At 63.0% G+C, this 23,136-nt stretch carries 24 protein-coding genes; 16 read left to right on the top strand and 8 right to left on the bottom strand.

From position 1 onward, the window contains the following. The first annotated feature begins 36 nt into the window (after positions 1 to 36). Positions 37 to 1,434 carry a UDP-N-acetylmuramate--L-alanine ligase gene (locus JAO73_RS03650; RefSeq protein ID WP_262896047.1) on the top strand — a complete coding sequence of 466 codons (1,398 nt, stop codon included), beginning with the start codon at positions 37 to 39 and terminating at the stop codon, positions 1,432 to 1,434. Between the two features lie 2 nt (positions 1,435 to 1,436). Further along, positions 1,437 to 2,138 carry an alpha/beta fold hydrolase gene (locus tag JAO73_RS03645; RefSeq protein WP_198975808.1) on the top strand — a complete coding sequence of 234 codons (702 nt, stop codon included), beginning with the start codon at positions 1,437 to 1,439 and terminating at the stop codon, positions 2,136 to 2,138. A gap of 137 nt (positions 2,139 to 2,275) precedes the next feature. Here JAO73_RS03645 and JAO73_RS03640 read toward each other — a convergent pair whose 3' ends face one another. After that, the gene (locus JAO73_RS03640; RefSeq protein ID WP_190923253.1) at positions 2,276 to 2,836 is read right to left on the bottom strand and encodes a hypothetical protein; all 561 of its coding nucleotides are present in this window, start codon (positions 2,834 to 2,836) and stop codon (positions 2,276 to 2,278) included. Between the two features lie 65 nt (positions 2,837 to 2,901). After that, positions 2,902 to 3,696: a M48 family metallopeptidase gene (locus JAO73_RS03635; RefSeq protein WP_198975807.1), complete on the bottom strand. Its 795-nt coding sequence runs from the start codon at positions 3,694 to 3,696 to the stop codon at positions 2,902 to 2,904. Between the two features lie 222 nt (positions 3,697 to 3,918). Between JAO73_RS03635 and JAO73_RS03630 the strand changes: the two genes are divergently transcribed. The 8 genes from JAO73_RS03630 to JAO73_RS03595 all read left to right on the top strand — a co-directional run bounded on the left by JAO73_RS03630 (position 3,919) and on the right by JAO73_RS03595 (position 11,895). Further along, the gene (locus JAO73_RS03630; RefSeq protein WP_198975806.1) at positions 3,919 to 4,533 is read left to right on the top strand and encodes a fumarylacetoacetate hydrolase family protein; all 615 of its coding nucleotides are present in this window, start codon (positions 3,919 to 3,921) and stop codon (positions 4,531 to 4,533) included. Positions 4,534 to 4,694: 161 nt separating this feature from the next. Further along, entirely contained in the window at positions 4,695 to 6,665 is a 1,971-nt protein-coding gene (locus tag JAO73_RS03625) for a M23 family metallopeptidase (protein ID WP_198975805.1), read from the top strand. An 82-nt stretch (positions 6,666 to 6,747) separates the two neighbouring features. Beyond that, positions 6,748 to 7,194: a thioredoxin-dependent thiol peroxidase gene (gene bcp / locus JAO73_RS03620; protein ID WP_198975804.1), complete on the top strand. Its 447-nt coding sequence runs from the start codon at positions 6,748 to 6,750 to the stop codon at positions 7,192 to 7,194. Between the two features lie 212 nt (positions 7,195 to 7,406). Continuing rightward, the gene (locus JAO73_RS03615) at positions 7,407 to 8,294 is read left to right on the top strand and encodes a transketolase (RefSeq protein ID WP_198975803.1); all 888 of its coding nucleotides are present in this window, start codon (positions 7,407 to 7,409) and stop codon (positions 8,292 to 8,294) included. 160 nt (positions 8,295 to 8,454) lie between these two features. Then, entirely contained in the window at positions 8,455 to 9,813 is a 1,359-nt protein-coding gene (locus JAO73_RS03610; protein WP_233168679.1) for a vWA domain-containing protein, read from the top strand. A gap of 105 nt (positions 9,814 to 9,918) precedes the next feature. Further along, positions 9,919 to 10,281 (top strand): endonuclease domain-containing protein, encoded by a 363-nt coding sequence (locus JAO73_RS03605; protein ID WP_190923442.1) that lies wholly within the window; start codon positions 9,919 to 9,921, stop codon positions 10,279 to 10,281. A 107-nt stretch (positions 10,282 to 10,388) separates the two neighbouring features. Then, positions 10,389 to 11,345 carry a transketolase family protein gene (locus JAO73_RS03600; protein ID WP_198975801.1) on the top strand — a complete coding sequence of 319 codons (957 nt, stop codon included), beginning with the start codon at positions 10,389 to 10,391 and terminating at the stop codon, positions 11,343 to 11,345. Positions 11,346 to 11,514: 169 nt separating this feature from the next. Further along, positions 11,515 to 11,895, top strand: coding sequence for a hypothetical protein (locus JAO73_RS03595; protein WP_190923261.1), 381 nt, complete (start codon positions 11,515 to 11,517; stop codon positions 11,893 to 11,895). Between the two features lie 74 nt (positions 11,896 to 11,969). Here the strand turns inward: JAO73_RS03595 and JAO73_RS03590 are convergent, their stop codons facing one another. After that, positions 11,970 to 12,785 carry a class I SAM-dependent methyltransferase gene (locus JAO73_RS03590; protein ID WP_233168678.1) on the bottom strand — a complete coding sequence of 272 codons (816 nt, stop codon included), beginning with the start codon at positions 12,783 to 12,785 and terminating at the stop codon, positions 11,970 to 11,972. 155 nt (positions 12,786 to 12,940) lie between these two features. Between JAO73_RS03590 and JAO73_RS03585 the strand changes: the two genes are divergently transcribed. The 4 genes from JAO73_RS03585 (at position 12,941) to JAO73_RS03570 (ending at position 15,977) form a co-directional block, all read left to right on the top strand. Then, positions 12,941 to 13,489, top strand: coding sequence for an RNA polymerase sigma factor (locus JAO73_RS03585; protein ID WP_198975800.1), 549 nt, complete (start codon positions 12,941 to 12,943; stop codon positions 13,487 to 13,489). Between the two features lie 65 nt (positions 13,490 to 13,554). Continuing rightward, complete coding sequence (locus JAO73_RS03580; protein ID WP_198975799.1) at positions 13,555 to 14,010, top strand: hypothetical protein; 456 nt, start codon at positions 13,555 to 13,557, stop codon at positions 14,008 to 14,010. 15 nt (positions 14,011 to 14,025) lie between these two features. Next, the gene (locus tag JAO73_RS03575; RefSeq protein ID WP_198975798.1) at positions 14,026 to 14,535 is read left to right on the top strand and encodes a hypothetical protein; all 510 of its coding nucleotides are present in this window, start codon (positions 14,026 to 14,028) and stop codon (positions 14,533 to 14,535) included. A 245-nt stretch (positions 14,536 to 14,780) separates the two neighbouring features. Next, the gene (locus JAO73_RS03570) at positions 14,781 to 15,977 is read left to right on the top strand and encodes an aspartate aminotransferase family protein (protein WP_198976108.1); all 1,197 of its coding nucleotides are present in this window, start codon (positions 14,781 to 14,783) and stop codon (positions 15,975 to 15,977) included. Between the two features lie 103 nt (positions 15,978 to 16,080). Here JAO73_RS03570 and JAO73_RS03565 read toward each other — a convergent pair whose 3' ends face one another. Continuing rightward, a complete protein-coding gene (locus JAO73_RS03565) occupies positions 16,081 to 16,539 on the bottom strand; it encodes a tellurite resistance TerB family protein (RefSeq protein WP_198975797.1) in 459 nt (152 codons plus the stop codon). A 232-nt stretch (positions 16,540 to 16,771) separates the two neighbouring features. Between JAO73_RS03565 and pfkA the strand changes: the two genes are divergently transcribed. After that, the gene (gene pfkA / locus JAO73_RS03560; RefSeq protein ID WP_190923267.1) at positions 16,772 to 17,743 is read left to right on the top strand and encodes a 6-phosphofructokinase; all 972 of its coding nucleotides are present in this window, start codon (positions 16,772 to 16,774) and stop codon (positions 17,741 to 17,743) included. 34 nt (positions 17,744 to 17,777) lie between these two features. Here the strand turns inward: pfkA and miaA are convergent, their stop codons facing one another. Both miaA and JAO73_RS03550 read right to left on the bottom strand, forming a co-directional pair. Further along, entirely contained in the window at positions 17,778 to 18,701 is a 924-nt protein-coding gene (gene miaA, locus JAO73_RS03555) for a tRNA (adenosine(37)-N6)-dimethylallyltransferase MiaA (protein WP_198975796.1), read from the bottom strand. Continuing rightward, complete coding sequence (locus tag JAO73_RS03550; RefSeq protein WP_410504848.1) at positions 18,702 to 20,384, bottom strand: amidase; 1,683 nt, start codon at positions 20,382 to 20,384, stop codon at positions 18,702 to 18,704. A 216-nt stretch (positions 20,385 to 20,600) separates the two neighbouring features. Between JAO73_RS03550 and JAO73_RS03545 the strand changes: the two genes are divergently transcribed. Next, on the top strand, positions 20,601 to 20,948 hold the full coding sequence (locus JAO73_RS03545; RefSeq protein ID WP_198975794.1) for a hypothetical protein: 348 nt from the start codon (positions 20,601 to 20,603) through the stop codon (positions 20,946 to 20,948). A 177-nt stretch (positions 20,949 to 21,125) separates the two neighbouring features. Here JAO73_RS03545 and JAO73_RS03540 read toward each other — a convergent pair whose 3' ends face one another. Next, entirely contained in the window at positions 21,126 to 21,842 is a 717-nt protein-coding gene (locus tag JAO73_RS03540) for a DUF2927 domain-containing protein (protein ID WP_198975793.1), read from the bottom strand. A gap of 37 nt (positions 21,843 to 21,879) precedes the next feature. Next, on the bottom strand, positions 21,880 to 23,055 hold the full coding sequence (locus JAO73_RS03535; protein WP_198975792.1) for a glycosyltransferase: 1,176 nt from the start codon (positions 23,053 to 23,055) through the stop codon (positions 21,880 to 21,882). Positions 23,056 to 23,136: the final 81 nt, after the last annotated feature.

Raw genomic sequence — 23,136 nt, 5'->3', positions numbered from 1 at the left:
TGTACTTTCGCGGCTTAGCTTTTTTGTTCCTTCCGCTTGGCTTCCGACACCCTTCTTCCGCAATCCGCTGCGCCGCAGCGCGTCCACCTCATCGCCGTGGGCGGGAGCATCATGCACAACCTGGCCCTGGCCTTGCACCGGCAGGGGGCCCAGGTGACGGGCACCGACGACGAAATTTTTGAGCCCGCCCGCGGCCGCCTCGCCGCCGCCGGCCTGTTGCCCGCCCAGGAGGGCTGGGACGCCGCCCGCATCACCCCCGACCTCGACGCCGTGATTGTGGGCATGCACGCCCGCCCCGACAACCCCGAACTGCTGCGCGCCCAGGAGCTGGGCCTGAAAGTGTATTCCTTCCCCGAGTACATCTACGAAGCCAGCCGCGACAAGCAGCGCATCGTCATCGGCGGCTCGCACGGCAAAACCAGCATCACGGCTTGCATTCTGCACGTGCTGCGCTACCACGGCCGCGAGTTCGACTACGCGGTGGGCGCTCAGCTGGCCGGGTTCGATTTGATGGTGCAGCTCACCGACGCGCCCATCATCATCATCGAAGGCGACGAGTACCTGTCGTCGCCGGTGGACCGGCGGCCGAAATTTCACCTCTACCAGCACCACATCGGCGTGATTTCTGGCATCAGCTGGGACCACATCAACGTGTTTCCGACCGAGGAAATCTACCGCGAGCAGTTCCGCATTTTCGCCGACATGACGCCCAAGGCCGGCGTGCTCATCTACGACCGCGACGACGAGCAGGTGCAGCTGGTGAGCGTGCCCACCAACCCCGACGTGACCTACATCGGCTACGGCCCGCACGAGCACGTCATTCGCGACGGCAAGACCTACCTCATCAACAAGAAAGACGAGGAAGTGCCCATTCAGGTGTTTGGCGAGCACAACCTGCGCAACATCTCGGCGGCCAAGGAGGTCTGCAAGCAGCTGGGCATCAGAGGCAAGGACTTCTTCAAGGCCGTGGCCTCGTTCCCCGGTGCGGCGCGGCGCCTGGAGCTGGTGCGCGAGGGCGCGACGTCGGTGGTGTACAAGGACTTCGCCCACGCGCCCAGCAAGCTCAAAGCCACCGCCACGGCCCTGAAAAAGCAGTTTCCGCAGCGGCGCCTGGTGGCCTGCCTGGAGCTGCACACCTTCAGCAGCCTCAACCCCGAGTTTCTGCCGCAGTACGCGCACTGCTTCGACGCCCCCGACGTGGCCGTGGTGTACTTCAACCCCCACGTGCTGGAGCACAAGCGCCTGCCGCCGCTGGCCGCCACCACCGTGGCCGAAGCCTTCCAGCGCCCCGACATCCGGGTGATTACCGACAGCGCCGAGCTGGCGGCCTTCCTGCGCGCGCAGCCGTGGGCCAATGCCAACCTGCTCCTGATGTCGTCGGGCACGTTTGATGGGTTGGATTTGACGGCGCTGGCTACTGAAATCACGGGCTGAGCATGAAACCCACGCTGCTATTGCTGCACGGTGCTTTGGGCAGCCCCGCAACTCTGGAGCCGCTGGCGGAACTGTTGTCGGCTGATTTCACGGTGAAATCCTTCGCGTTTTCTGGCCACGGTGGCGGCGCCGTGCGCCCGGAGGCTTTCACCCTGCCGCACTTTGCCGAGGAAGTTCTGGGTTTTCTGCGGGCGCACGAAACTGCGCCGGCCCACGTGTTCGGCTACAGCATGGGCGGCTACGCGGCGCTGCTGGCGGCTCGCCAAGAGCCGGCCCGGTTTGCCAGCATCACCACGCTGGGCACCAAGCTGGACTGGTCGCCGGAAAGCGCGGCGGCCGAAACCAGATTCCTCGACCCGGAAAAGATGCAGGCCAAAGTGCCGGCCTTCGTGGAGGCGCTGCGCCAGCGACACGCCCCGGCCGACTGGGCCGACGTGGTGCGCGCCACGGCCCGCTTGATGGAAGCCGCCGGTGCCGCCCCGCCGCTGGCAGCGGCCGACTTTGCCGCCATTGCCGTGCCCGTGCAGGTGCTGATGGGCGACGGCGACCTCACCCCCGAGAGGGGAGACGCCAGCCGGCTATTAGCCGAGCAATTGCCGCAGCTGCGCTACGCCGTGCTGTCCAACACTCCGCACGCCATTGAGCGGGCCGACCTCGCCGACGTCGCCAGCCGAATCCGGCATTTTGCCCTGGCGCATTCTTGAAAACCGGGGCGCCCAAAAAGCCCGCTAGTCGGCGGGCTTTTTGGGCGTGGGAGGTGTTTTAGCAGGCTTCTTGTCGGTGGTGATGAGCAGGGCCAGGGCGGTGAGGGCGGCGCGAAGCAGCCATTTGGTGCGCGTGGTCATCGGGCGTTGGCAAATAGCTCGTTGTTGGGCTCAATCTTGAGGTCGCAGTGGCTGCCGGGGGAGCTTTCGGAGCAGCTGGTGCCCACAATGCGGCCGTTTTCGAAATTGAAAAAGCAGGCCGGGCAGCCGGTGCTGCTCAGGGTGTAGCGCTCGGCCGAGGGGCGGAGGTAGAAGGTGTTGTCGCCGCCGCTGGTGAGGGGCAGGGCCATGGCCCGGAACGTGCCCGACCGCAGGCCCATGCCGATGAGGTAGTACGTGGCCACGGTCCCGGCGTCGACGGGCGCCTTGCGCACCTGGATTTTGTCGATTACGGTGCCGTCGTTGAACTGGCGTATAAACGCTTTGGCCAGCTCGCTGCGCGGCGTCTTGTACTCGGTGCTGGAATCGGTGAAGTGCACGATTTGCCGGCTTTCGGGCTTGGCAATTACCTCGCCTTTGATGCGATTGGGGCTGCCAAATTCGTTGGTGGCCGTCTTGCTGCTTTCGCACGACATCGTGACCAAAGCCAGCAGCAGGCCCAACAAACCCAAACCGAGTAGACGAGGAAGCAATTTCATAGCAGGGGAGGAAGGCAGAAAAAGCCAGAATTATCACCGGATAATTCTGGCTTTCTTACAACGCACTAGCGGGCTGTGTAGTACTTACGGGCTTCGGGCAGCTCGCGTTGGATGTCGGCAATGCGGGTGCCGTTGGAGGGGTGCGTGGAGAGGAATTCGGGCGGCGAAGCGGCGTTTTCGCGGGCATCCATGCGCTGCCAGAACGTGATGGCGCCGTCGGGGTTATACCCGGCCAGGGCCATGAAAATCAGGCCCAGGTGGTCGGCTTCCGACTCCTGGTTGCGGCCGTATTTCAAGAGGCCAATCTGCGAACCCACGCCAAAAGCCTGCAGCGCGAGCTGCTGGGTGGCCGGCGCGTTGGTGGAAAGCGCTGCCGACAGCGCCTGCCCGCCGAGCTGCTGCACCAGGCCCTGGCTCATGCGCTCGGAGCCGTGCTTGGCCACGGCGTGCGCAATTTCGTGGGCCATTACCACGGCCAGGCCGTTTTCGTCCTGCGTGATGGGCAGAATGCCGGTGTAGACGGCAACCTTGCCGCCGGGCATGCACCAGGCGTTTTCCTGCTTGTCCTGAATCACGTTGAACTCCCACTGGTAGCCGGCCAGCTGGTCGGAGGCATTTTGCTGGCGGAAGTAGGTTTCTACGGCGGTCTGGATGCGCTGGCCCACGCGGCGCACCAAGGCCACGTCCTGCGAATTGGTGGAGAGCGGGCCTTTGGCAATGACCTCGCGGTATTGCTGGGCGGCCAAGGTGTTGATTTCGGTATCGCTCACGAGGCTGAGCTGGCGGCGGCCCGTGATGGGCACCGTGGAGCAGGCGGCCACGAAGGCCAGGCTGGCAACGAGGGTGAGTTTCTTGAGCATGGTACAGGAGAAAGAAGGAAACAATACCCGGCGGGGCGGTGGTCCAGTGGGCCGGCCCGCCCGCCGGGGGCCGCCGCCCGCGGTTGCGGCCTATACGGCAGCAGGGCGGGTAAATGTTGTGGCCGCCGCGCGGCGGGCGGCACAAAAACCGCCCGTCGGGTTGTCGCAAGGCCGCCCGGGGGCGTAGTTTTGACTTCCTTCCGCGTTGCCCCCGTTCCTTCCATGAAAATCATTTGCATCGGCCGCAACTACGCCGACCACATTGCCGAGCTGCACAACGAGGTGCCCAGCGCGCCCGTCATCTTCCTCAAACCCGAAACGGCGCTGCTGCAGCGCGGCCAGCCGTTTTTCCTGCCCGAATTCTCGCAAGACATTCACCACGAACTGGAACTGGTGCTGCGGGTGAGCAAAAACGGCCGCCACATCGAAGAGGCCTTCGCCCACACGTACTTCGACGCCATCGGCCTTGGCATCGACTTCACGGCCCGCGACCTGCAGAGCGAGCTCAAGAAAAAGGGCCTGCCCTGGGAGCTGGCCAAGGCCTTCGACGGGTCGGCTCCAATTTCGCCCACCTTCAAGCCGGTGAGTGAGTTCGCCGACCTGGCCAACATCAACTTTCACCTCGAGGTGAACGGCGAGACCCGCCAAACCGGCAATTCGAGCCTGATGCTGCACCCGTTCGCCAAAATCATCAGCTTCGTGTCGAAATACATCTCCCTGAAAATGGGCGACCTGATTTTTACCGGCACCCCCGCCGGCGTGGCCGCCGTACAGATGGGTGACCAGCTGACCGGCTACCTGGAAGGGGAGAAGCTGCTGGAGCTGAACGTGCGGTAGAAAAGTGTTGTGTGTTGAATATAGCCCGTCGTGCTGAGCGCAGTCGAAGCATCTCGCGTGCCAGGGTACTAATTATTACCCCCGCGAGGTGCTTCGACTGCGCTCTGCATGACCGTTGACATAAGTTGATTTTGAAGAAGAAAGCGAAGTTGATAATTGGCATGGCGCTGGCCTTTTTGGCCGGGCAGCCCGGCCGAGTAGGGGGGCAGGAAGCCGACACCGCCGAGCGCGGCCACACCGTGAGCGAGCTGCTGAGAGCCGGCCGGCCCACGGTAGCCCCCGGCTATTTCATGTTTCCCATTGCGCCGGGCAAGCCCAATTTCCTGGCCGGCAGCATGGGCGAGCTGCGGCCCAACCACTTCCACGGCGGACTCGACATCAAGACCGGCGGCGGGGTGAACCAGCCCGTGTACGCCGCCGCCGACGGCTACATCTCGCGGCTGAAGCAGTCGTCGTTTGGCTACGGCAACGTGCTCTACATCACGCATCCCAACGGCCTCACCACGGTATACGGGCATTTGAATGAGTTTCGGGGGCCGGTGGCGGCCGAGCTGCTGCGCCGCCAGTACGACAAGCAGAGCTACGAGCTGGAAGCCTTCTTCGAGAAAGACCGGTTTCCGGTGAAGCGCGGCGAGCTGGTGGCCCTGAGCGGCAACACCGGCGGCTCGGCCGGCCCGCACCTGCACTGGGAAGTGCGCGACGCCCAGGACCGCCAATACAACCCGCTGCAGTGGGGCGGCTTCCCAGAAATTCAGGACCATTTGGGGCCCATTCTGCAGGCGTTTGCGCTGGAGCCGCTGGGCATAGAGGCGCGGGTGAAAAAGGTGTTTGCCAAGGCGCTGTTTGTGCCCAAGCTGCAGCCCGCGCCAGGCGCTACCACCACCTGGGCCGATACCATCAGCGCCTTTGGCACGGTGGGCCTGCTGGTGCAGGGCTTTGATAGGTTTGACAATGCCTGGAACAAAAACGGCATCCAGCGGGTGACCGTGACGGTGAACGGACAGCCGTTTTATCAGCACAACATCGACGCCGTGCCGTTCCCAACGGGCACGCGGCAGGTGGGCAACTTCGTCGATTTCCTGTACCAAAACACCCAGGGGCGCACCCTGCAAAAGCTGTGGGTGGACGAGGGCAATGACCTGCAGATGTACACCACCGGCCCCACCAAGGGCCGCCTGAACGTGGAAGCCGGCAAGGTGTACAACATCGACATCACGCTGGCCGACTCCTACAACAACCAGACGCCCGTGCACTTGGTGGTGCGCGGCGAGCAGCCCGAGTACTTCAAAACCCGCTCGGCGGCCGTGAAAAAGCCGGCCCTGCGCTTTGAGGTGACGCGCAACCTGCTCAAAGCCGTGGCGGCCGACCCCAGCGCCGACTCGGTGGGCGCCAACCTGACGCTGCTGCGCGGCAACCGCCGCCTCGAAATCCGGCCCAGCTACACGCAGAACAGCGAAAACGTGTACCTCTACGACCTGCGCGCCGGCCTGCCCGACTCCATTCGCTTTGGTAGCATCACCAAAAAGTTTGACCGCCAGGTGATGATACCTGCGGGCAAGGAAACGAGCTATGCCACGGCCCACCTCAACCTGATTTTCGGGCCCGAAACGCTGTTCGGCAACTTGTACCTGAGCACCAGCTTCAAGCCCGAGCCCACCGGCAGCGGCTTCTGGACGGTGGGCTCGCCGCTGCTGCCCCTCTACCACACGGCCACCCTCACCCTCAAGCCCGCCACCCCGCCCACCGACCCGGCGCGCACGGCCATCTACGCGGCCACGGCTAAAGGAGGCAAGGCCTACTTGGGCGGCAAATGGGACGACCGGGGCCAGATTACGGCCCAAATCCGCCAGTTTGCCTCCTACCGCATTCTGCGCGACACCACCGCGCCGCGCGCCAGCCTGGTTGGGCGCCCCGGCGGCCAACTGGCCTTTTCGGTGGGTGATGACATGTCGGGCCTGGCCAGCTACCGGTTGCTCATCGGCGGCAAATTCCGGCTATTGCGCTACGAGCACAAGAAAGCCCTGCTCTTTACCCTGGCCAGCGACACGTTGGGTGCCCGCCTGCGCGGACCCGCCGAGCTGCGCCTCACCGACCAGGCCGGCAACGAGCGGGTGATTCCGCTCAGCTTGTAGCGCGGACTTTTAGTCCGCGAATGCACGAAATCAAACATCTTTCACTCGCGGTCTAAAAGTCCGCGCTACAACCCCAACCACCATGCCCCTCGAACCCGGCCAACCCGCCCCCGATTTCACCGCCCAGGACCAGGACGGCAACACCGTCAGCCTGCACGACTTCCGCGGCCAGAAAGTGGCCCTCTACTTTTACCCCAAAGACGACACGCCCGGCTGCACCGCCCAGGCCTGCAACCTGCGCGACCACCAGGAGGAGCTAAAGGCGAGCAACATTCAGGTCCTCGGCGTGAGCATCGACGGCGAGGTGGCCCACAAGAAATTCGCTCTCAAATACGACCTGCCCTTCCCGCTGCTGGTTGATACGGAGAAGAAAATTGTGCAGGACTACGGCGTGTGGCAGGAAAAGAAAAACTACGGCAAAACTTACATGGGCACCGTTCGCACCACGTTCTTGATTGACGAAAACGGGCTGATTGAGAAAGTTATCAAGAAGGTGGACACCAAAGAGCACGCAGCTCAGCTGCTCTAGGGCGCTTCGGCGGCACCGCTTGCGCAGCCCAAGGCCGCTCCGAATGGCGGGCGCTTTCGCCGCCTAATCGCTGCCGTCCAGGGGCACTTCCATACCTTTTTCGCGGCCTCGCTATCGGGACCGATTGCAATAGGTCAGCCGTGAAAAACGCCTGTTCGGCCCGTATGCCGTTCACTACCTTTACCTCACTGAACTCAATTTCTTTCATACTCATGGCCGATACCACCACCGCCAAAACCGTCGAAAAACCCGAAAAATCCATCGAGGAACTCAAGGAAATTGCCACGCAGGTGCGTCGCGACATCGTGCGCATGGTGCACGCCGTGAACTCGGGCCACCCCGGTGGCTCGCTCGGCATCACCGATTTGCTGGTGGCGCTCTACTTCAAGGTGATGAAGCACCACCCCGAGCCCTTCGACATGGACGGCAAGGACCAAGACCTGTTTTTCCTGTCGAACGGCCACACGTCGGCCACCATGTACTCGTGTTTGGCGCGCTCCGGTTATTTCCCGGTGAGCGAGCTGAGCACTTTCCGCAAGCTCGACTCGCGCCTGCAGGGCCACCCCACCACGCACGAGGGCCTGCCGGGCGTCCGCGTGGCTTCGGGCTCGCTGGGCCAGGGGCTGAGCGTGGCCTGCGGCGCCGCCCAGGCCAAAAAGCTGAACGGCGACAAGCAGCGCGTGTTTGTGCTGCTGGGCGACGGCGAGCTGGAAGAGGGCCAGAACTGGGAGGCCGCCATGTACGCCGCTCACCACAAAATCGACAACCTGATTGCCATCGTGGACCGCAACGGCCAGCAAATTGACGGCTCGACCGACGAAATCGGGGGCCTGGGCGACCTGCGCCGCAAGTTCGAAGCCTTTGGCTGGCAGGTGATTGAGGGCGACGGCAACCATTTCGACGCCCTGCTGCCCACGCTGGAAAACTGCGTGGCCGCCACGGGCAAAGCCCGCCCCATCATGTTCATCATGGACACGAAAATGGGCTTCGGCGTGGACTTTATGATGGACGGCCACAAGTGGCACGGCGTGGCCCCCAATGACAAGCAGCTGGCCGAAGCCCTCGACCAGCTGAAAGTGGGCACCGACGGCGACTACTAACATGTGGTACCGTTCGGACGTGGCGCCTCACCCCCTGACCCCTTCTCCCCGAGGAGAGGGGACACCGGTTTTGCTCCAAACGAAAATCGGCTGGCTCCCCTCTCCCTTGGGAGAGGGGCCGGGGGTGAGACGCCACGTCTGGCCTGTCTTATTGCTTGTATTGCTGCTTTTTGGGGGAAACACCCAGGCCCAAAACGCCGCGCCCGAGAAGCCCAAAGTTACCCGCATTCTGTTCCTGCTCGACGCTTCGGGCTCGATGATGGCGCCGTGGGAGGGCCAGCCGCGCTGGGCCGTGGCCAAGCGCATGCTCAGCAAAATGGTCGACTCGCTCAACGCCTATCCCAACCTGGAATTGGGCCTGCGCGTGTACGGCCACCAGTTTCCGAACGCCGACAAAAACTGCCAGGATTCCAAGCTGGAGGTGCCGTTTGCGCCCCGCAACGCCAAGGCCATCAAAGAGAAGCTGACCACGCTCAAGGCGCAGGGCAACACGCCCATCACCTATTCGCTGGAGCAGTCGGCCAACGACTTCCCCACGGATAAGTCGTCGCGCAACGTGTTGCTGCTGATTACCGACGGACTGGAATCGTGCAACCGCGACCCCTGCGCGGCCTCCATCGCCCTGCAGCGCAAGCACGTTTTCCTCAAGCCCTTCGTCATCGGCATCGGGGCCGAGCGGGACTTTGGCAAGCAGCTCGAATGCCTGGGCCAGTACTACAACGCCGCCGAGGTAAAGACTTTCCGCACGGTGATGGACGACGTCATTGCCCAAACCCTGAGCAAGACCACCGTCTCCGTCAACCTGACCGACGCCAACGGCAAGCCCGTGGAAACGAACGTGAACATGACCTTCGTGAACAACGTGACCGAGCAGCCGGAGTACAACTACGTGCACTACCGCGACGCCCAGGGCAAGCCCGACGTGCTCGACATCGACGCGCTGCAGAGCTACGACCTCGTGATAAACACCGTGCCGCCCGTGCGCCAGGCCAACCTGCCCATCAAGCCCGGCAAGGCCAACGTCTTCACCTTCAAAACGCCGCAGGGCACCCTCTGGCTGCAAAACCCGCCCCTCACGCCCAACCCCTACGGCACCATCCGGGCGGTGGTGCGCAGCCAGGCGGGCGCCACCGTCACGGCCGGCACCTTCGGCACCCGCCAGAAGCTGCTGGCCGGCAACTATGAAGTGGAAGCCCTCACGCTGCCGCGCACCGTGCGCCGCATCACCATCAAGCAGGGCCAGGAGTACACCTTCACCTACGCCGCGCCCGGCACGCTCAACATCACGTCGGATTTGAAAGGCTACGGCAGCCTGTATCAGTTAAATGATGACGAGTCGCAGACGTGGATTTACGACTTGCCCTACGGGGGCAGCAGCAAAATCAACCTGCCCATGCAGCCCGGCGCTTACCGCTTGGTGTTCCGCACGGCCACCAGCACCGCCAGCAAGTTCACCGACGTGCGCAACTTCACCATCCGGAGCGGGCAAACGACGTCGGTGGCCATTTTTGGAAAATGAAATAGAACGATAAACTCCCCTCCTTACCAAGGAGGGGACGTTTTTGCGAAGCAAAAACTGGGGTGGTTGTAGGCGTTGAACGAACCGAATGTAGAACAACACCTCATGACCATCCTCAACAACCTCTCCCACAAAAAAGACGAGCGCCGCGACCTCCGCCACAACCTCACCACCGCCGAAGCCGTGCTGTGGAACCGCTTAAAAAACAGCCAACTCAACGGCCGCAAATTCCGGCGCCAGCATAGCGTCGGTGAGTTTATTCTTGATTTTTATTGCCCGCAGGAAAAGCTTGCGGTAGAATTAGATGGAGCAGGCCATTTCACTGCGTCAGGCAATCTGCACGATGCGGCGCGGACCGAATACCTGAATGCTGTGGGCATTCGGGTAATCCGGTTTGAGAACAAGCTGATTTGGTCGGCGCTGGATAGCGTGCTTCACTCGATTGAAAGTTGTTTTAGCGGGCGTTGACGGTTGTTGTTCAACGCCCACAACCACCCCCGTTGTCGCTGGCGCGACAACGTCCCCTCCTTGGTAAGGAGGGGAGTTTTGACCGTCTCAACCTCCCTTACAACCCCATGAAAGACTTCCCCTACACCGAATCGAAAGACACCCGCAGCGGCTTCGGCGCGGGCCTGGCCGAGCTGGGCAAAACCAACCCCAACGTGGTGGCCCTCTGCGCCGACCTCACCGGCTCGCTCAAAATGGACGCCTTCAAAAAGGAAAACCCCGACCGGTTTTTCCAGGTCGGCATTGCCGAGGCCAACATGATGGGCGTGGCCGCCGGCATGACCATTGGCGGCAAAATCCCCTTCACGGGCACTTTCGCCAACTTCAGCACCGGCCGCGTGTACGACCAGATTCGCCAGAGCATTGCCTATTCGGGCAAAAACGTGAAAATCTGCGCCTCGCACGCCGGCCTCACGCTGGGCGAAGACGGCGCCACCCACCAGATTCTGGAAGACCTGGGCATGATGAAAATGCTGCCCGGCATGACCGTCATCAACCCCTGCGACTACAACCAGACCAAAGCCGCCACCATCGCCATCGCCGACTACGAAGGCCCCGTGTACCTGCGCTTCGGCCGCCCCGTGGTACCCAACTTCACGCCCGCCGACCAGAAATTTGAAATCGGCAAAGCCTGGACCCTCAACGAAGGCACCGACGTGAGCATCTTCGCCACCGGCCACCTCGTGTGGAAGGCCGTGCTGGCCGGCAAGCTCCTGGCCGAGAAAGGCATCAACGCCGAAATCATCAACATCCACACCATCAAGCCGCTCGATGCGGAAGCCATCCTCGCCTCGGTGCGCAAAACGCGCTGCGTGGTGACGGCCGAAGAACACCAGATGAACGGCGGCCTCGGCGACAGCATCGCCCAGCTGCTGGCCCGCGAAGAGCCGCTGCCCCTGGAAATGGTGGCCGTGAACGACAGCTTCGGCGAAAGCGCTACCCCCGACCAACTGATGGAGAAATACAAGCTCAACGAAGCCGCCATCGTGGCCGCCGTAGAAGCGGTGATGAAACGCCGGAAATAGGTAAGCAATGGTTCTACGGAAAGCCCCGTGGTCTATTGGCCGCGGGGCTTTTTGCGTTTTGGTCACGTTTCTCACCCGGGCTTTCACCTGCGGGTAGTGACGCGCTTTTTAATTTATAGAAGATGTCGTTGATTAGCGCCTGCAACCACTCAATCAGCGCTTCTTTGCGATGAAAAAACGCCTACTACTCGCCGCCATTGGCAGTGCATTTCTCACGCTGGCCCCGGCTGGCAGTTGGGCGCAGGCTGCACCCAAAGCGCCCCTCAAATACGGCAAATACGGCTGCACGGCCAGTAAATACCGCGGCGGCATGGTTGAGTACACCCCCCGGGGCTCGTTCACCATCAGCCCCGACGGCACCTATTTCTACTCGGGCTTTGAAAAACCCAGCAAAGGAAAATTCAGCGTCGACAAGGACGGCAACCTGCTGTTTGCCGGGGGATATTTCGACAAAGGGAAAGCCGAAAAAATAGACCGGCCCGATAAATTTTTCCTGGTTTTCCCGACCATCCCCGACAACCGCTGGACCTGCGCTTACGTCGGCAAATAGCGGCGCTTTCATCGACGGGCTGTCTGCTCTGCAAATCGCTCCGGCGTGGCGACAGGCCCACGTGCCCTCGGGGGCTAGCAGCTCACGGTCACGCGCAGGTAGGCGGCCGGGATTAGCGTGCTGTCCGGCGTGGCGGCCTTGTTCTGGCTGATGAACAGTTCCGTTAGCTCCCGTTCCAACTCGGCTGCTTTGCCGTTGCGCTCGGCCGCTTCAAAGGCATTCATCGTCGGGCCGTAGAAGTTCTGAAACAGCCGCACAAACTCGCTGGGCGCGAAAGGAGCCACGAAGGTGAACGTGTCCTTGTCGCACGCAATGCGCTGGGGCGGAATGCCGGCCTGGCCGAAGCGTTCCAGCACGTTGCTTTCGACGCCCCAGGTCATGGGGCTGACGAAGCCTTCGGGCGGGGGAGGGGTATAGGCCGAGCTGATGCGGAGTATCTGGGCCACGAGCGTGGGGTCGCCGGGTATCCAGTTGCCCATCACAATTTTGCCGCCCGGCTTGGTAACGCGCACCATTTCTTTGGCCACGTCGAAGGGCTTCGGGGCAAACATGGCCCCGAAAATGCTGACCACCAGGTCGGCCGAATGGTCGGCCACGTCGCTCAAGTGGCAGGCGTCGCCTTCCTGAAAGGTGCAGTTGGCCAGGCCGGCTGCTGCCGCCCGCCGTTTGCCGGCCTCCACCAGGTTGTGGGCAATGTCAATCCCGAGCACGTGGGCCCCGCGCAGCGCTTCGGGCAGGGCCGTGGTGCCGTCGCCGCAGCCCAGGTCAATCACTCGCATGCCTTCGGTGATGCCGAGCTTTGCCACCAGTTCGTCGCCGCTTTGGCGCATGGTTTGGGCAATTTGCGTGAAATCTCCTTTCTCCCACAGGGCTTTATTGGGATTCATCATGGTCGAGAGAACGGTTTGTGGTAAATGATGTAAATATATAATTAAAAATATTTAAAAAACACAGGCCGGACTATTGTTGAGCTGTGGTGTTAAACTTGACGGCCCAACGGCCATCCAACCCGCGTTCGTTACTGCCTTCAACCCGGCCTCTCCGTTTGGAAGACCACGACATCCTCCTCAAGTTTCAAGACCCGGCTTCGCGCAACTTGGCGTTCAACCAGCTCGTGCGCAAGTACCAGAGCAAGGTGTACTGGCACGTGCGCAAGATGGTGATAGACCACGACGACGCCGACGACCTTACCCAGGACGTGTTTGTGAAGGTGTGGAAGCACCTGGAGAATTTCCGGCAAGACGCGGCCCTCTTCACCTGGATATACCGCATTGCCACCAACGAGTGCCTCAACTTCCTGAGCAGCAAGCGGCGCAAGTTTCTGTTGCCGCTCACCGACGTGGGCGCCGAGCTGGCCGCCAAGGTAGAAGCCGACCCGGCCATTGCCGGCGACGCCATCGAGCTGAAGCTGCAACAAGCCATTCTGCGCTTGCCCGACAAGCAGCGCTTGGTGTTCAACCTGCGCTACTACGACGAGATGCCCTACGAGCAAATGGCCGAAATAACCGGCACCAGCGTGGGCGCGTTGAAAGCCAGCTACCACCACGCCGTGAAGAAAGTGGAGGAATACGTGACCCGCAGCACCGACGATTAATCGGCCAAAAGACAAATTTTTACCTGCGGAGTTAAACGCCGCCCACTGTTCTTCATCCAACTGCCATGAAACCTACTTTCAAGCTAGACGCGCACCCCCGGCGGCCCCGCCCGCTGCTGAGCGAGCCGCCCGCTGGCTATTTCGATAAGCTTCCGACCCAGATAATGGCCCGGCTGCCCCAGGCCGACGCCCGCCCGGCCGTGCCCGGCTGGCTGGCCTGGCTCACGCCAGCTATGCGCACCGGCCTGGCTTCGGTGGCCGTGCTGGGCGGTTTTGCGGCCTCTTTTTTCTTGAGCGGGCCGGCACCGGAACCCCCCGTAGCCGTGGCTTCGCTCGACGCCGTGCCGCGCACCGAGCTGGTGGGCTACCTGCTCACGAGCGGCGCCCGCGTCGAGAATACTGACCTGGCCGTGCTCACGGCCGCCCACCCCAACATCACCAAAGGCTTCCTGCACGCGTCGGAAGAGGAACTGGCCCAGGCCCTCGACGACCAGCCCTCGGAAGACTTGACGTATTTGTAATTCCTTTCCTCTATTATGCCCGCTATTTCATCTGTACTGCGATTAGTTAGCCTCGCTGCCTTGCTGGCGGCCGCGGCGCCGGCTGCCCACGCCCAGGGCGGCGGCGGTCTGGGCGGCCAAGGCTTGGGCGGAGGCCGCAAAGGACAGCGCCTCGGCCAGCTCGAAAACGCCAAAATTGCCTTCATCACCAACCGCGTCTCGCTCACGCAGGAACAAGCCCAGAAGTTCTGGCCGCTCTACAACGAGTTTTCGGCCCGCCGCCGCGAGCTCAACCGCAGCGGCCGGCTGCTGCGCCGCGACGTATCCGAGGGCATGACCGACCAGCAGATTCGCGACACGTTCACTCAGGCCTTCGCCATGCGCCAGCAGGAGTTGAATCTGGAAAAGGAGTACTTCGATAAGTTTCAGAAGGTGATTTCGCTGCGCCAAGTCGCCCAATTGTTTCAGGCCGAGCGCGACTTCACCAAGGAAGTCATCAAGCGCGTGGCCGGTGCAGGTGGCCAAGCGGCCGTCGACACCAACTGAGGCTTTTCTTTCTGAGCTATGCCCAGAGGCCGCTGCCCCCGCAGCGGCCTCTTTATTTTTGCGGAATAATCGAAATCATTTTTCGCTGGTTTTGAAAGTTGTTCGTCATCCTGAGCGCAGCGAAGGACCTTATCACGTTATAACCAATCTGGCTCAGACGTGATAAGGTCCTTCGCTGCGCTCAGGATGACAAACGGCTATATACAAAATCCGATTATACGCTTAAATCCGAAAAATCTGTGGTTCTGACACCCCGCCAATTATTTCTGCGCCACCAGGCCCAGACCTCCGACTTTCCGCTGCTGCTGGAAATTGAGCGGGCCGAAGGCATCTACATGTACGGCCCCGACGGCCGCCGCTACCTCGACCTGATTTCGGGCATTGGCGTGAGCAACGTGGGCCACCGCCACCCGCGCGTGCTGGCCGGCATTCAGGCCCAGCTCGACAAGTACCTGCACCTGATGGTGTACGGCGAGTTGGTGCAGGCCGTGCCCGCCCAACTGGCCGAGGCCATTCACCAAACCCTGCCCGCGCAGCTCGATTCGGTATACTTCACCAACTCCGGCACCGAGGCCATTGAGGGCGCCCTGAAGCTGGCCAAGCGCCACACCGGCCGCACCGAGCTCATTTCCTGCCTCGACGCCTACCACGGCTCCACGCACGGCGCCTTGTCCATCACCGGCTCCGAGGGCTTCAAGAACAGCTTCCGCCCGCTGCTGCCCGATGTGCGCCACATTCGCCACAACGAGCTGGCCGACCTGGCCTTCATCACCGAGCGCACCGCCGCCGTGGTCATCGAAACGGTGCAGGGAGAAGCCGGCGTGCGCGTGCCCGCCCCCGACTACCTGCCGGCGCTACGCGCCCGCTGCACCGAAGTGGGCGCGCTGCTCATTCTGGACGAAATTCAGTGCGGCTACGGGCGCACGGGCAGCATGTGGGCCTTCGAGCAGTTCGGCATAGAGCCCGATATACTGGTGTGTGCCAAGGGCATGGGCGGCGGCATGCCCATCGGGGCGTTCATTTCGAGCACCGAAATCATGTCGGGTTTCAAAACCAACCCCATTTTGGGGCATTGCACCACGTTTGGCGGGCACCCGGTGAGCTGCGCGGCGGCGCTGGCCACCCTGCGAGTCATTCAGGACGAGCGGCTGGCCGAGGGCGTGGCGGCCAAGGCGGCCCGGTTTCGGGGGCAGCTACGGCACCCGGCCATCCGGGCCGTGCGCGGCTGCGGCCTGCTCATGGCGGTGGAGTTCGAGTCCTTCGCGGTGCTCAAGCCCATCATCGACCATGCGCTGGAGCACGAAGGCATTCTCACCGATTGGTTCTTGTTTTGCGACAATTCCCTGCGGCTGGCGCCGCCGCTCATCATCACCGACGCCGAGATTGACGAGGCCTGTGCGGCCCTATTGCGGGCCATTTCGCACGTCACGGGCATCAGCTAGGTTGCCAGCTACGCAAACCGGCCCGCCGCGATGCCGACAAAGTCGGAAAGCGGCGGGCCGGCAACGGAGGGCAAGCACTCAAGAGTAAGCTTGTGCCATAAGCCTACAAGACTACCTGGGGCCGGGGCAACTCGTTGTAATTCAAAAAGGAATTGCTTTCCTCTTTGATGCGTTCGCGCGGCAGGCCGTCTTTCACGCCCTGCGAGATTTTGCGGACCAGCACCCCCACAATGGCTTTGCGGAAGCCCAGCTTTTCGGCCATCATGATGCAGAACTCCATCTCCGTCTCGTCCACGATGCCGTCGGCCAGCATCATGTCCACCAGGTCAAAAATCTGGTCGAACCGCTCGGAATCGTTGGTGGGCAGGTCGTTGCTCGTGCCTTTGGCCCCCGAAACCAGCGCCTGCACCTCCGATTGGCTCAGACCGTTCTTCTTGCCCACGGCCAGGATGAAGTTCATCTCCCGCGCGTCGATGTGGCCGTCCGCTTTGGCCAGGGCCGCCAGGTTCAGCAGGTGGCCTTTAATTTTTTTGGCTTGCTCATTTTCGAAAAAACCGAACATAAAACGTGGGAATTAAGAGGTGGAAGATGATTTTACAGCAATCGGGCCGATTGTTGAGTCAATGTAGTAAAAAAACCGGCTGATTTCTGCCATTGTTACGCAAAAGGTAAAAAAAAGATGATGCGCCGCCGGTGGGTATTTTGGGGCAGGCTGCAGCGGATATGCAATCGTTTCGCCAACTTTGCGGGGTTTGGGCGCCATTGGCCTGCCCGCATGATTTAAGAACAAGTTGATGAAGAGAATAGCAGTATTTACCAGCGGTGGCGACTCGCCGGGCATGAACGCCGCCATCCGGGCCGTGGTGCGCACCGCCACGTACCACGGCATTGAGGTATATGGCATCATGCGCGGCTATAGCGGCATGATTAAGGGCGAGTTTGTGCGGCTCGATTCGGCGTCGGTTTCCAACACGGTGCAGAAGGGCGGCACCATCCTGAAATCGGCCCGCAGCCTAAAGTTCATGACCAAAGAAGGCCGGCAGCAGGCCTTCGACCAGCTGGTGAATCACGGCATCGAGGGCCTGGTGGCCATCGGCGGCAACGGCACCTTCACCGGCGCCATGATTTTTGAGGAGGAATTCGGCATCCCCACCGTGGGCGCGCCCGGCACCATCGACAACGACCTGTACGGCACCGATTATACCATTGGCTACGACACGGCGGTGAACACCGCTTTGGAGTGCATCGACAAAATCCGGGACACGGCCGACTCGCACGACCGGTGCTTCTTCGTGGAGGTGATGGGCCGCGACTCGGGCTACATCGCCATTCCGTGCGCCATCGGCGGCGGGGCCGAAATCGTGATGATTCCGGAAACCCAGATGAGCACCGACGTGGCCGTGGAAACCCTGCAGGCCGGCTGGCACCGCTCCAAAACTTCGTTCATCGTCATCGTGGCCGAGGGCGACGAGGAAGGCAACGCCACCCAGGTGGCGGCCCGCGTAAAGGAAGCCATCCCGCAACTCGACACCCGCGTGACCGTGATTGGGCACATTCAGCGCGGCGGCTCGCCCACGGCCGCCGACCGCCTGCTGGGCTCGCAGCTCGGCATTGCCGCCGTGGAAGGCCTGATGAATGGCATGCGCAACGTCATGGCCGGTATCATCGACAAGAAGCTGGTGTACACGCCGTTCATCGACACCATCAACAAGAAGAAGCTCATCAACCAGAGCTTTATGCGGATGGTAGAAATCTTGAGCGTGTAAGCCAAGACGGAAAGCAGCACGTCATGCTGCTTTCCTATCCCAACTCCACCCAATTGTACGCCGCGTCCCTTCGCAGCCAGGTAAGCTGGCGCTTGGCGTAGCGCCGGGTGTTGCGCTGCAGCAGGCGCACGGCCTCGGCCCAGTCGTAGTCGCCGTCGAGGTAGCCGAAAATTTCCTGGTAGCCCACGGTTTGCAGGGCGTGGTGGTGGCGGTAGAGGAGGAGGCCGCGCACTTCCTCCAGCAGGCCGGCGGCCAGCATGTGCTCCACGCGCAGGTTGATGCGCGCGTAAAGGACTTCGCGCTCGCGGGTAAGGGCCACTTTCACGTTGCGGAAGAGCGGGTTCTCGGGCGGCGGGGCGCTGGTGTGGAAGCTGGAAAACGGCCGGCCCGTGGCGCGCGTAATTTCCAGGGCGCGCACGATGCGCTGCGGGTTTTGCTGGTCGATGCGGGCGTGGGCCACGGGGTCGGTCTGGGCTAGCTCGGCCACGAGGTGGGGCAGGCCGTGGGCGGCCAGCTCGGTGTGGAGCTGGGCCCGGATTTCGGGCGGCACGCTGGGCAGCTCGTCGAGCCCGTCGGTGACGGCCTGCACGTAGAGGCCCGAGCCGCCGGTGAGGATGACCAGCGGGTGCCGCTGGAATAGCTTTTCGAGCACGGCCAGGGCATCGGCGGCGAAGCGGCCGGCGCTGTAGTCCTCGCTGATGCCGTGGCTGTCGATGAAATGATGAGGTACGCCTTGCATCTCCTCCGGGGTAGGCTTGGCCGTGCCAATGCTCAGTTCGCGGAAGAACTGGCGCGAGTCGGCCGATACGATTTCGGTGTTGAATTGTTGGGCCAGCTGCACGCACAGGGCCGTTTTGCCCACGGCCGTGGGGCCGGCAATGGTGAGCAGCACGGGCCGCGGGTCGGTGGGCGTGGGCGCCAGCTGGGCAAGAATGGAAGGGGGAAGCAGGTCCGCCATTTAAAAAGTCAGAGGGGGATGCTTTTCGTCGAACTCGGTGGCGTCCTGGTAGGCCTTGGCCAGGGCCAGCAGGGTGCCTTCTTCGTAGAGCTGGCCGATGAAGGTGATGGTGGTGGGCAGGCCCTGGGCCGTGAAGCCGTTGGGCAACGCAATAGCGGGGTGGCCGGTGAGGTTGGTGACCACCAGGCTGGCGCTGAAGGAAGGCGTGATGTAGGCATCCAGCCCCTTAAGCTGGGCGTCCATCTGCTCGATGAGCAGGCTGCGGGCACGCTGGGCCTGCAGGTATTCCACGGCCGGGATGAAGCGCGACGACCGGAAGGTGTTGGGCCAGGCGAAGCGGTTTTGGAGCACCATCTGGCCGTCGCGGCCCGAGCGGGTGAGGGCGTCGAACGCCGCCGCGCCTTCGGCCGTGAGCACGAAGCGCAGGCTGCCCGCCGCGATGGCCGGCATTTCGATGGGCACCAGCTCCACGCCCAGCTTGCGCAGCACGTCGAGGCTGGCTTGGTCGTTGGCCTTGGTGGGGTAGTCTTGGTCGAACGCCTTTTTCACGTAGCCCACGCGCAGCTTTTTGAGGTTGGTGCCGAAGGCGTAGCGGAAAGCGTTGGGCGCCTGCATCGTGGCCGGGTCGCGGGCGTCGGGGCCAGCGGCGGTGAGAGCGGCCAGCACGATGGCGCAGTCCTCGGCCGAGCGGGCCAGCGGGCCGGCTTTGTCCATGGTCCAGCTCAGGGCCATGGCGCCGGCGCGGCTCACGCGGCCGTAGGTGGGGCGCAGGCCGGTGACGCCGCAGGCCGTGCTGGGGCTGATGATAGAGCCCAGCGTTTCGGTGCCAATGGCAAACGGCAGCAGCCCCGCCGCCACCGCCGAGGCCGAGCCCGCCGACGAGCCGCTGGAACCCTTGGTGACGTCCCAGGGCGTGCGGGTCTTCTCGCCAAACCAGACGTCGCCCTGGGCCAGCTCGCCCAGCGTGAGCTTGGCGCAGAGCACGGCCCCGGCGGCGCGCAGGCGCACCACCACGGCGGCGTCCTCGTCCAGCGTTTGGTCTTTGTAGGGCACCGAGCCCCAGGTGGTTTTGTAGCCTTTGGCGCTAAATAAGTCCTTGGCGCCGTAGGGGATGCCGTGCAGCGGCCCGCGGTATTTGCCGGCGTTGATTTCCTGGTCGGCCTGGCGGGCCTGCTGCAGGGCCAGCTCCTCGGTGAGGGTGATGACGCAGTGCAGCTTGGGGTCGTACTTCTTGAGGCGGGCCAGGAAGAACGTGGTCAGCTCCTCAGACGAAATCTGCTTGGTGCGCAGCAGCTCGCCCAGCTGCCGCACGGTGTAGAATGCCAGGTCGTCGCGGGTGGCGGGAAGTTTCACCTTGGCCATTTCCGGCAGCTTGCCGGGGGTGGTGGTGGCAGCGGCCAGGCTGGCCTGGCGCAGCCGTAGCGGGCGCGGGTCGAACACCACGGCCGGGGCCACGCTGTTGGGCATGTCCAGCTTGCGCAAGGCCTCGTAGCTGTCGCGGTAGCCGGTCAGGTTGCGGCGGGTCGAGTCGAGCTGGGCCTCGGAAAAGCTTAGCCCCATGAGCTGCTGGGCGGCGCGGAGCATGGGCACCGTAATTTCTTCCGGGGCCGTGGGCCGCGCCACCAGGGCGCCGGCGGCAAAGCAGGCCGTGCCGAGGAGCAGGGCAAGAGTCAGTTTTTTCAAGACTAGCATATAAAATGCGGGTGGGAGGTGCCCGCCGGCACTGCCCCGCGCCGCGGCTGGCAGTGGCAAAAACGGTCGTACGAAGTTAGGCCACACGGCGCCGGCCCGGGCACCCACGTGCCAGTGAATCTTGAATTAGCTGTCCGGCCGTTTCTTTGCGCAACAGGGGCCTGCCCCGTTTCCCGTGCCTTTGTAGCGCTTCTTCCACTGCCTTATATGTTGCCCCAACTCCTGTCCCTCGTGCTCTTGGTGGGCCTCACCGCCGCCGCGTTGCTGCGCTGCATCGACCGGTGGCGTCGGGCGCCGCGGCGGGATTTTCGCGCCGGGTATTGGCTCAGCGCGGGGCTGCTGCTGCCCGTGGTAGGCGCCTACCTGCGGCTGGGCCAGCTGGGCGTGACGGCCCACACCTCGGACCTGAGCTTCTTGTTCAACGCCGCGCCGCTCTACGGGCAAAACCTGCTGGGCGTGGCCTTGCCCCGAGCCGCTGGCCTGCTGGCCGTTTTTCCGGTGGCCTTGCCCTGCGCCGCCCTCTGCCGCGCATTGCTCGGTCCGGGCCGCCCCTGAATCTGCCGGCAGTTGATTGTGCAGGCATGCGGCATAGCTAATGCAGGAAGTCGGGCAATTGCCCTTGGCTAATCGGTCAGCGGCACCACTTGCGTCCACAACCGGCGCAGCTCCCACGCCTCGTGCTGCCCGCTGGGCTGAGGTTTCATGGGCAGGGCCCCGCGTTTCGCTCACCCGCTATTCTGGCGCCGCAAGCACGTGGCGGGTGAAATCAGCCCGTGACGTATTGACCGGTATCCCCGAATTGTAAAGAATGCTGATTATGCGTCGGTCAATGGGCAAAAACTTGGTGGCAAAAAGGTGGTAGGTGTCGCCGGAAACTTGGTCGATGACAATTTGACGATTGGAGGAAAATACGCTTTTGGGGTAGCGGTTGGTGTCTTTGGGAAGCCCAATGCTTTGCGCTATTTCCTCTCGGATAATGGCTTCCTCATGGCCCGCGAAAGTTAAGTTGTTGGCCACGGCCACTGTGGCGCTGGTAATCTCGCCGCACGGCGTGGTGCGAAAAGCAAAAATGCCGTTTGCACTACCATCGTGGCCCCGAAACAGCTGCGGAATATCCTGAATGGGCGCAAAGTAGATGCGCAGGTCCGGCTCGTCGGGCTGCAGTTGGAACTTGGTGCTGCGGCTAATGGTGTTCAGGTCTGCCAAAACCCGCCGCACTTCCTGCTTTTCGGCTGCGGTGCAGGCCGTCATGATTGCAACGCGCACAACCGGCCGGTTCCACCGATGAATGGTTTCGCTCAATGTGCCCAAATCATTCCCAAAAGCAATTTGCCCAAAGTAGGAAAGGTCTTCTCGACTGTACTCCGTGCGCAGCCGCTTGGCCTGGGCCGGGGTCAGCGAGGCATGGCAACTCCACATTTGCCGGGCGTAGAAGCCGATGACCAGCACAGCCCCGATGGCCGCAAGCAGGAGAACGTTTTTCATGTTAGGCGTGGGGTTGTTCCTGATTGGGTAGCCGCCCGGCAGGTGCCACCGGTACCACGCCACCCCACAGCCGGCGCAGCTCCTGCTCTTCGTGCTGCCAGCTCAGCTGGGGCGCAGCGCGGCGGCAGTTTTCGGCCAAATGGTGGTAGCGGGCGGGCTCGTCGCGCAGCAGGCGGTTGAGGGCCCGGGCCAGGGTGGCGGGGGCCAGGTCCGTCACCAGCTCGGCCACGTTGAACTCGTCGTTGAGGGCGCGGTATTCGGGGAAGTCGATGAGCACCTGCGGGATGCCGGCGTGCACGTAGTCGAAGAACTTGTTGGCCAGCGAGTAGTAATAGCTCAGGCCGATGTTTTCGAGCAACATGATGCCCACGGCCGCGTGCCGCGTCACCTCGCGCAGTGCCTCGGGCAGCACGAAGCCGCGAAATTCCACTTTGCCCGACGCCAGCAGGCCCAAGCGTGCGGCCTGCGCGCGCAGGGCCGCCGAAAGGTCGCCTTCGCCGCAAAGCACCAGCCGGCCCGCCACCTGGGGCATGGCGTCGAGCAGGCTTTCGAGGCCGCGGCCCACGTTCAGGGCCCCCTGGTACAGGATGTAGCCGCCGGGCGGTGCGGCCGCCGGAGCAGGTGGCAACACGTCTTCCTCGCGCCGCCGGCTCACGTTGCGCACCACCGCAAACGGCCGGCCGTAGCGCTGCTTAAACACCCCGGCCAGCGCCGGGCCCACGGTATACGCCAGCCGGGCCCGCGGCACGATGAAGCTTTCCACCCAGCGCCACACGCGCTGCACCGCCGGCCGGGCCACCACCTCGGGCACTTCCGTGAACAGCTCGTGGGCATCGTACACCAGCGGCTGCCCGCCCAGCCGGGCCCGCAGCCACACGGGCAGGGCGGTGTCCAGGTCGCAGGCGCACCAGGCGGCCGCGCGCTGGCTGAGCAAATAGAAAAGCAGCCGCAGGTTGTACTCCAGATAAAACAGCTTGCCCTTCCGAAACCAACCGCGCAGGCGGTGCTGTTGGTAGGGCTGGGGCGTGAGCGGGGGCGAGGCGGGCCGCTGCCAGCCCACGAGCTGCACCTGGTAGCCGGCCGCGGCCAGGCTGCCGCAAATGCGCTGCATGCGCTGGTCGAAGCACAGGTCGGTGGTGACGGCGAAGAGCAGGCGCGGCGCGGACGGGGGCGGCAAGAGCAGAAGCTGGCGCCGCCCGGGCAGCGCCGCGTTAGTTATTTTATTTTGGCCAAATTTACGCCGCCGCCCGGCACGGCG

The sequence above is a fragment of the Hymenobacter miniatus genome, from assembly GCF_016427455.1.
Classification (GTDB): domain Bacteria; phylum Bacteroidota; class Bacteroidia; order Cytophagales; family Hymenobacteraceae; genus Hymenobacter; species Hymenobacter armeniacus.
The sequence above is the reverse complement of the archived record's forward strand: the minus strand, read 5'-3'. Positions and strand labels throughout refer to the sequence as shown.

Coding starts and splice junctions, on each gene's coding strand:
- JAO73_RS03645 (WP_198975808.1), top strand. CDS start 1,437: ATGAAACCCACGCTGCTATTGCTGCACGGTGCTTTGGGCAGCCCCGCA.
- JAO73_RS03640 (WP_190923253.1), bottom strand. CDS start 2,836: ATGAAATTGCTTCCTCGTCTACTCGGTTTGGGTTTGTTGGGCCTGCTG.
- JAO73_RS03635 (WP_198975807.1), bottom strand. CDS start 3,696: ATGCTCAAGAAACTCACCCTCGTTGCCAGCCTGGCCTTCGTGGCCGCC.
- JAO73_RS03630 (WP_198975806.1), top strand. CDS start 3,919: ATGAAAATCATTTGCATCGGCCGCAACTACGCCGACCACATTGCCGAG.
- JAO73_RS03625 (WP_198975805.1), top strand. CDS start 4,695: ATGGCGCTGGCCTTTTTGGCCGGGCAGCCCGGCCGAGTAGGGGGGCAG.
- bcp (WP_198975804.1), top strand. CDS start 6,748: ATGCCCCTCGAACCCGGCCAACCCGCCCCCGATTTCACCGCCCAGGAC.
- JAO73_RS03615 (WP_198975803.1), top strand. CDS start 7,407: ATGGCCGATACCACCACCGCCAAAACCGTCGAAAAACCCGAAAAATCC.
- JAO73_RS03605 (WP_190923442.1), top strand. CDS start 9,919: ATGACCATCCTCAACAACCTCTCCCACAAAAAAGACGAGCGCCGCGAC.
- JAO73_RS03600 (WP_198975801.1), top strand. CDS start 10,389: ATGAAAGACTTCCCCTACACCGAATCGAAAGACACCCGCAGCGGCTTC.
- JAO73_RS03595 (WP_190923261.1), top strand. CDS start 11,515: ATGAAAAAACGCCTACTACTCGCCGCCATTGGCAGTGCATTTCTCACG.
- JAO73_RS03590 (WP_233168678.1), bottom strand. CDS start 12,785: ATGATGAATCCCAATAAAGCCCTGTGGGAGAAAGGAGATTTCACGCAA.
- JAO73_RS03580 (WP_198975799.1), top strand. CDS start 13,555: ATGAAACCTACTTTCAAGCTAGACGCGCACCCCCGGCGGCCCCGCCCG.
- JAO73_RS03575 (WP_198975798.1), top strand. CDS start 14,026: ATGCCCGCTATTTCATCTGTACTGCGATTAGTTAGCCTCGCTGCCTTG.
- JAO73_RS03565 (WP_198975797.1), bottom strand. CDS start 16,539: ATGTTCGGTTTTTTCGAAAATGAGCAAGCCAAAAAAATTAAAGGCCAC.
- pfkA (WP_190923267.1), top strand. CDS start 16,772: ATGAAGAGAATAGCAGTATTTACCAGCGGTGGCGACTCGCCGGGCATG.
- miaA (WP_198975796.1), bottom strand. CDS start 18,701: ATGGCGGACCTGCTTCCCCCTTCCATTCTTGCCCAGCTGGCGCCCACG.
- JAO73_RS03545 (WP_198975794.1), top strand. CDS start 20,601: ATGTTGCCCCAACTCCTGTCCCTCGTGCTCTTGGTGGGCCTCACCGCC.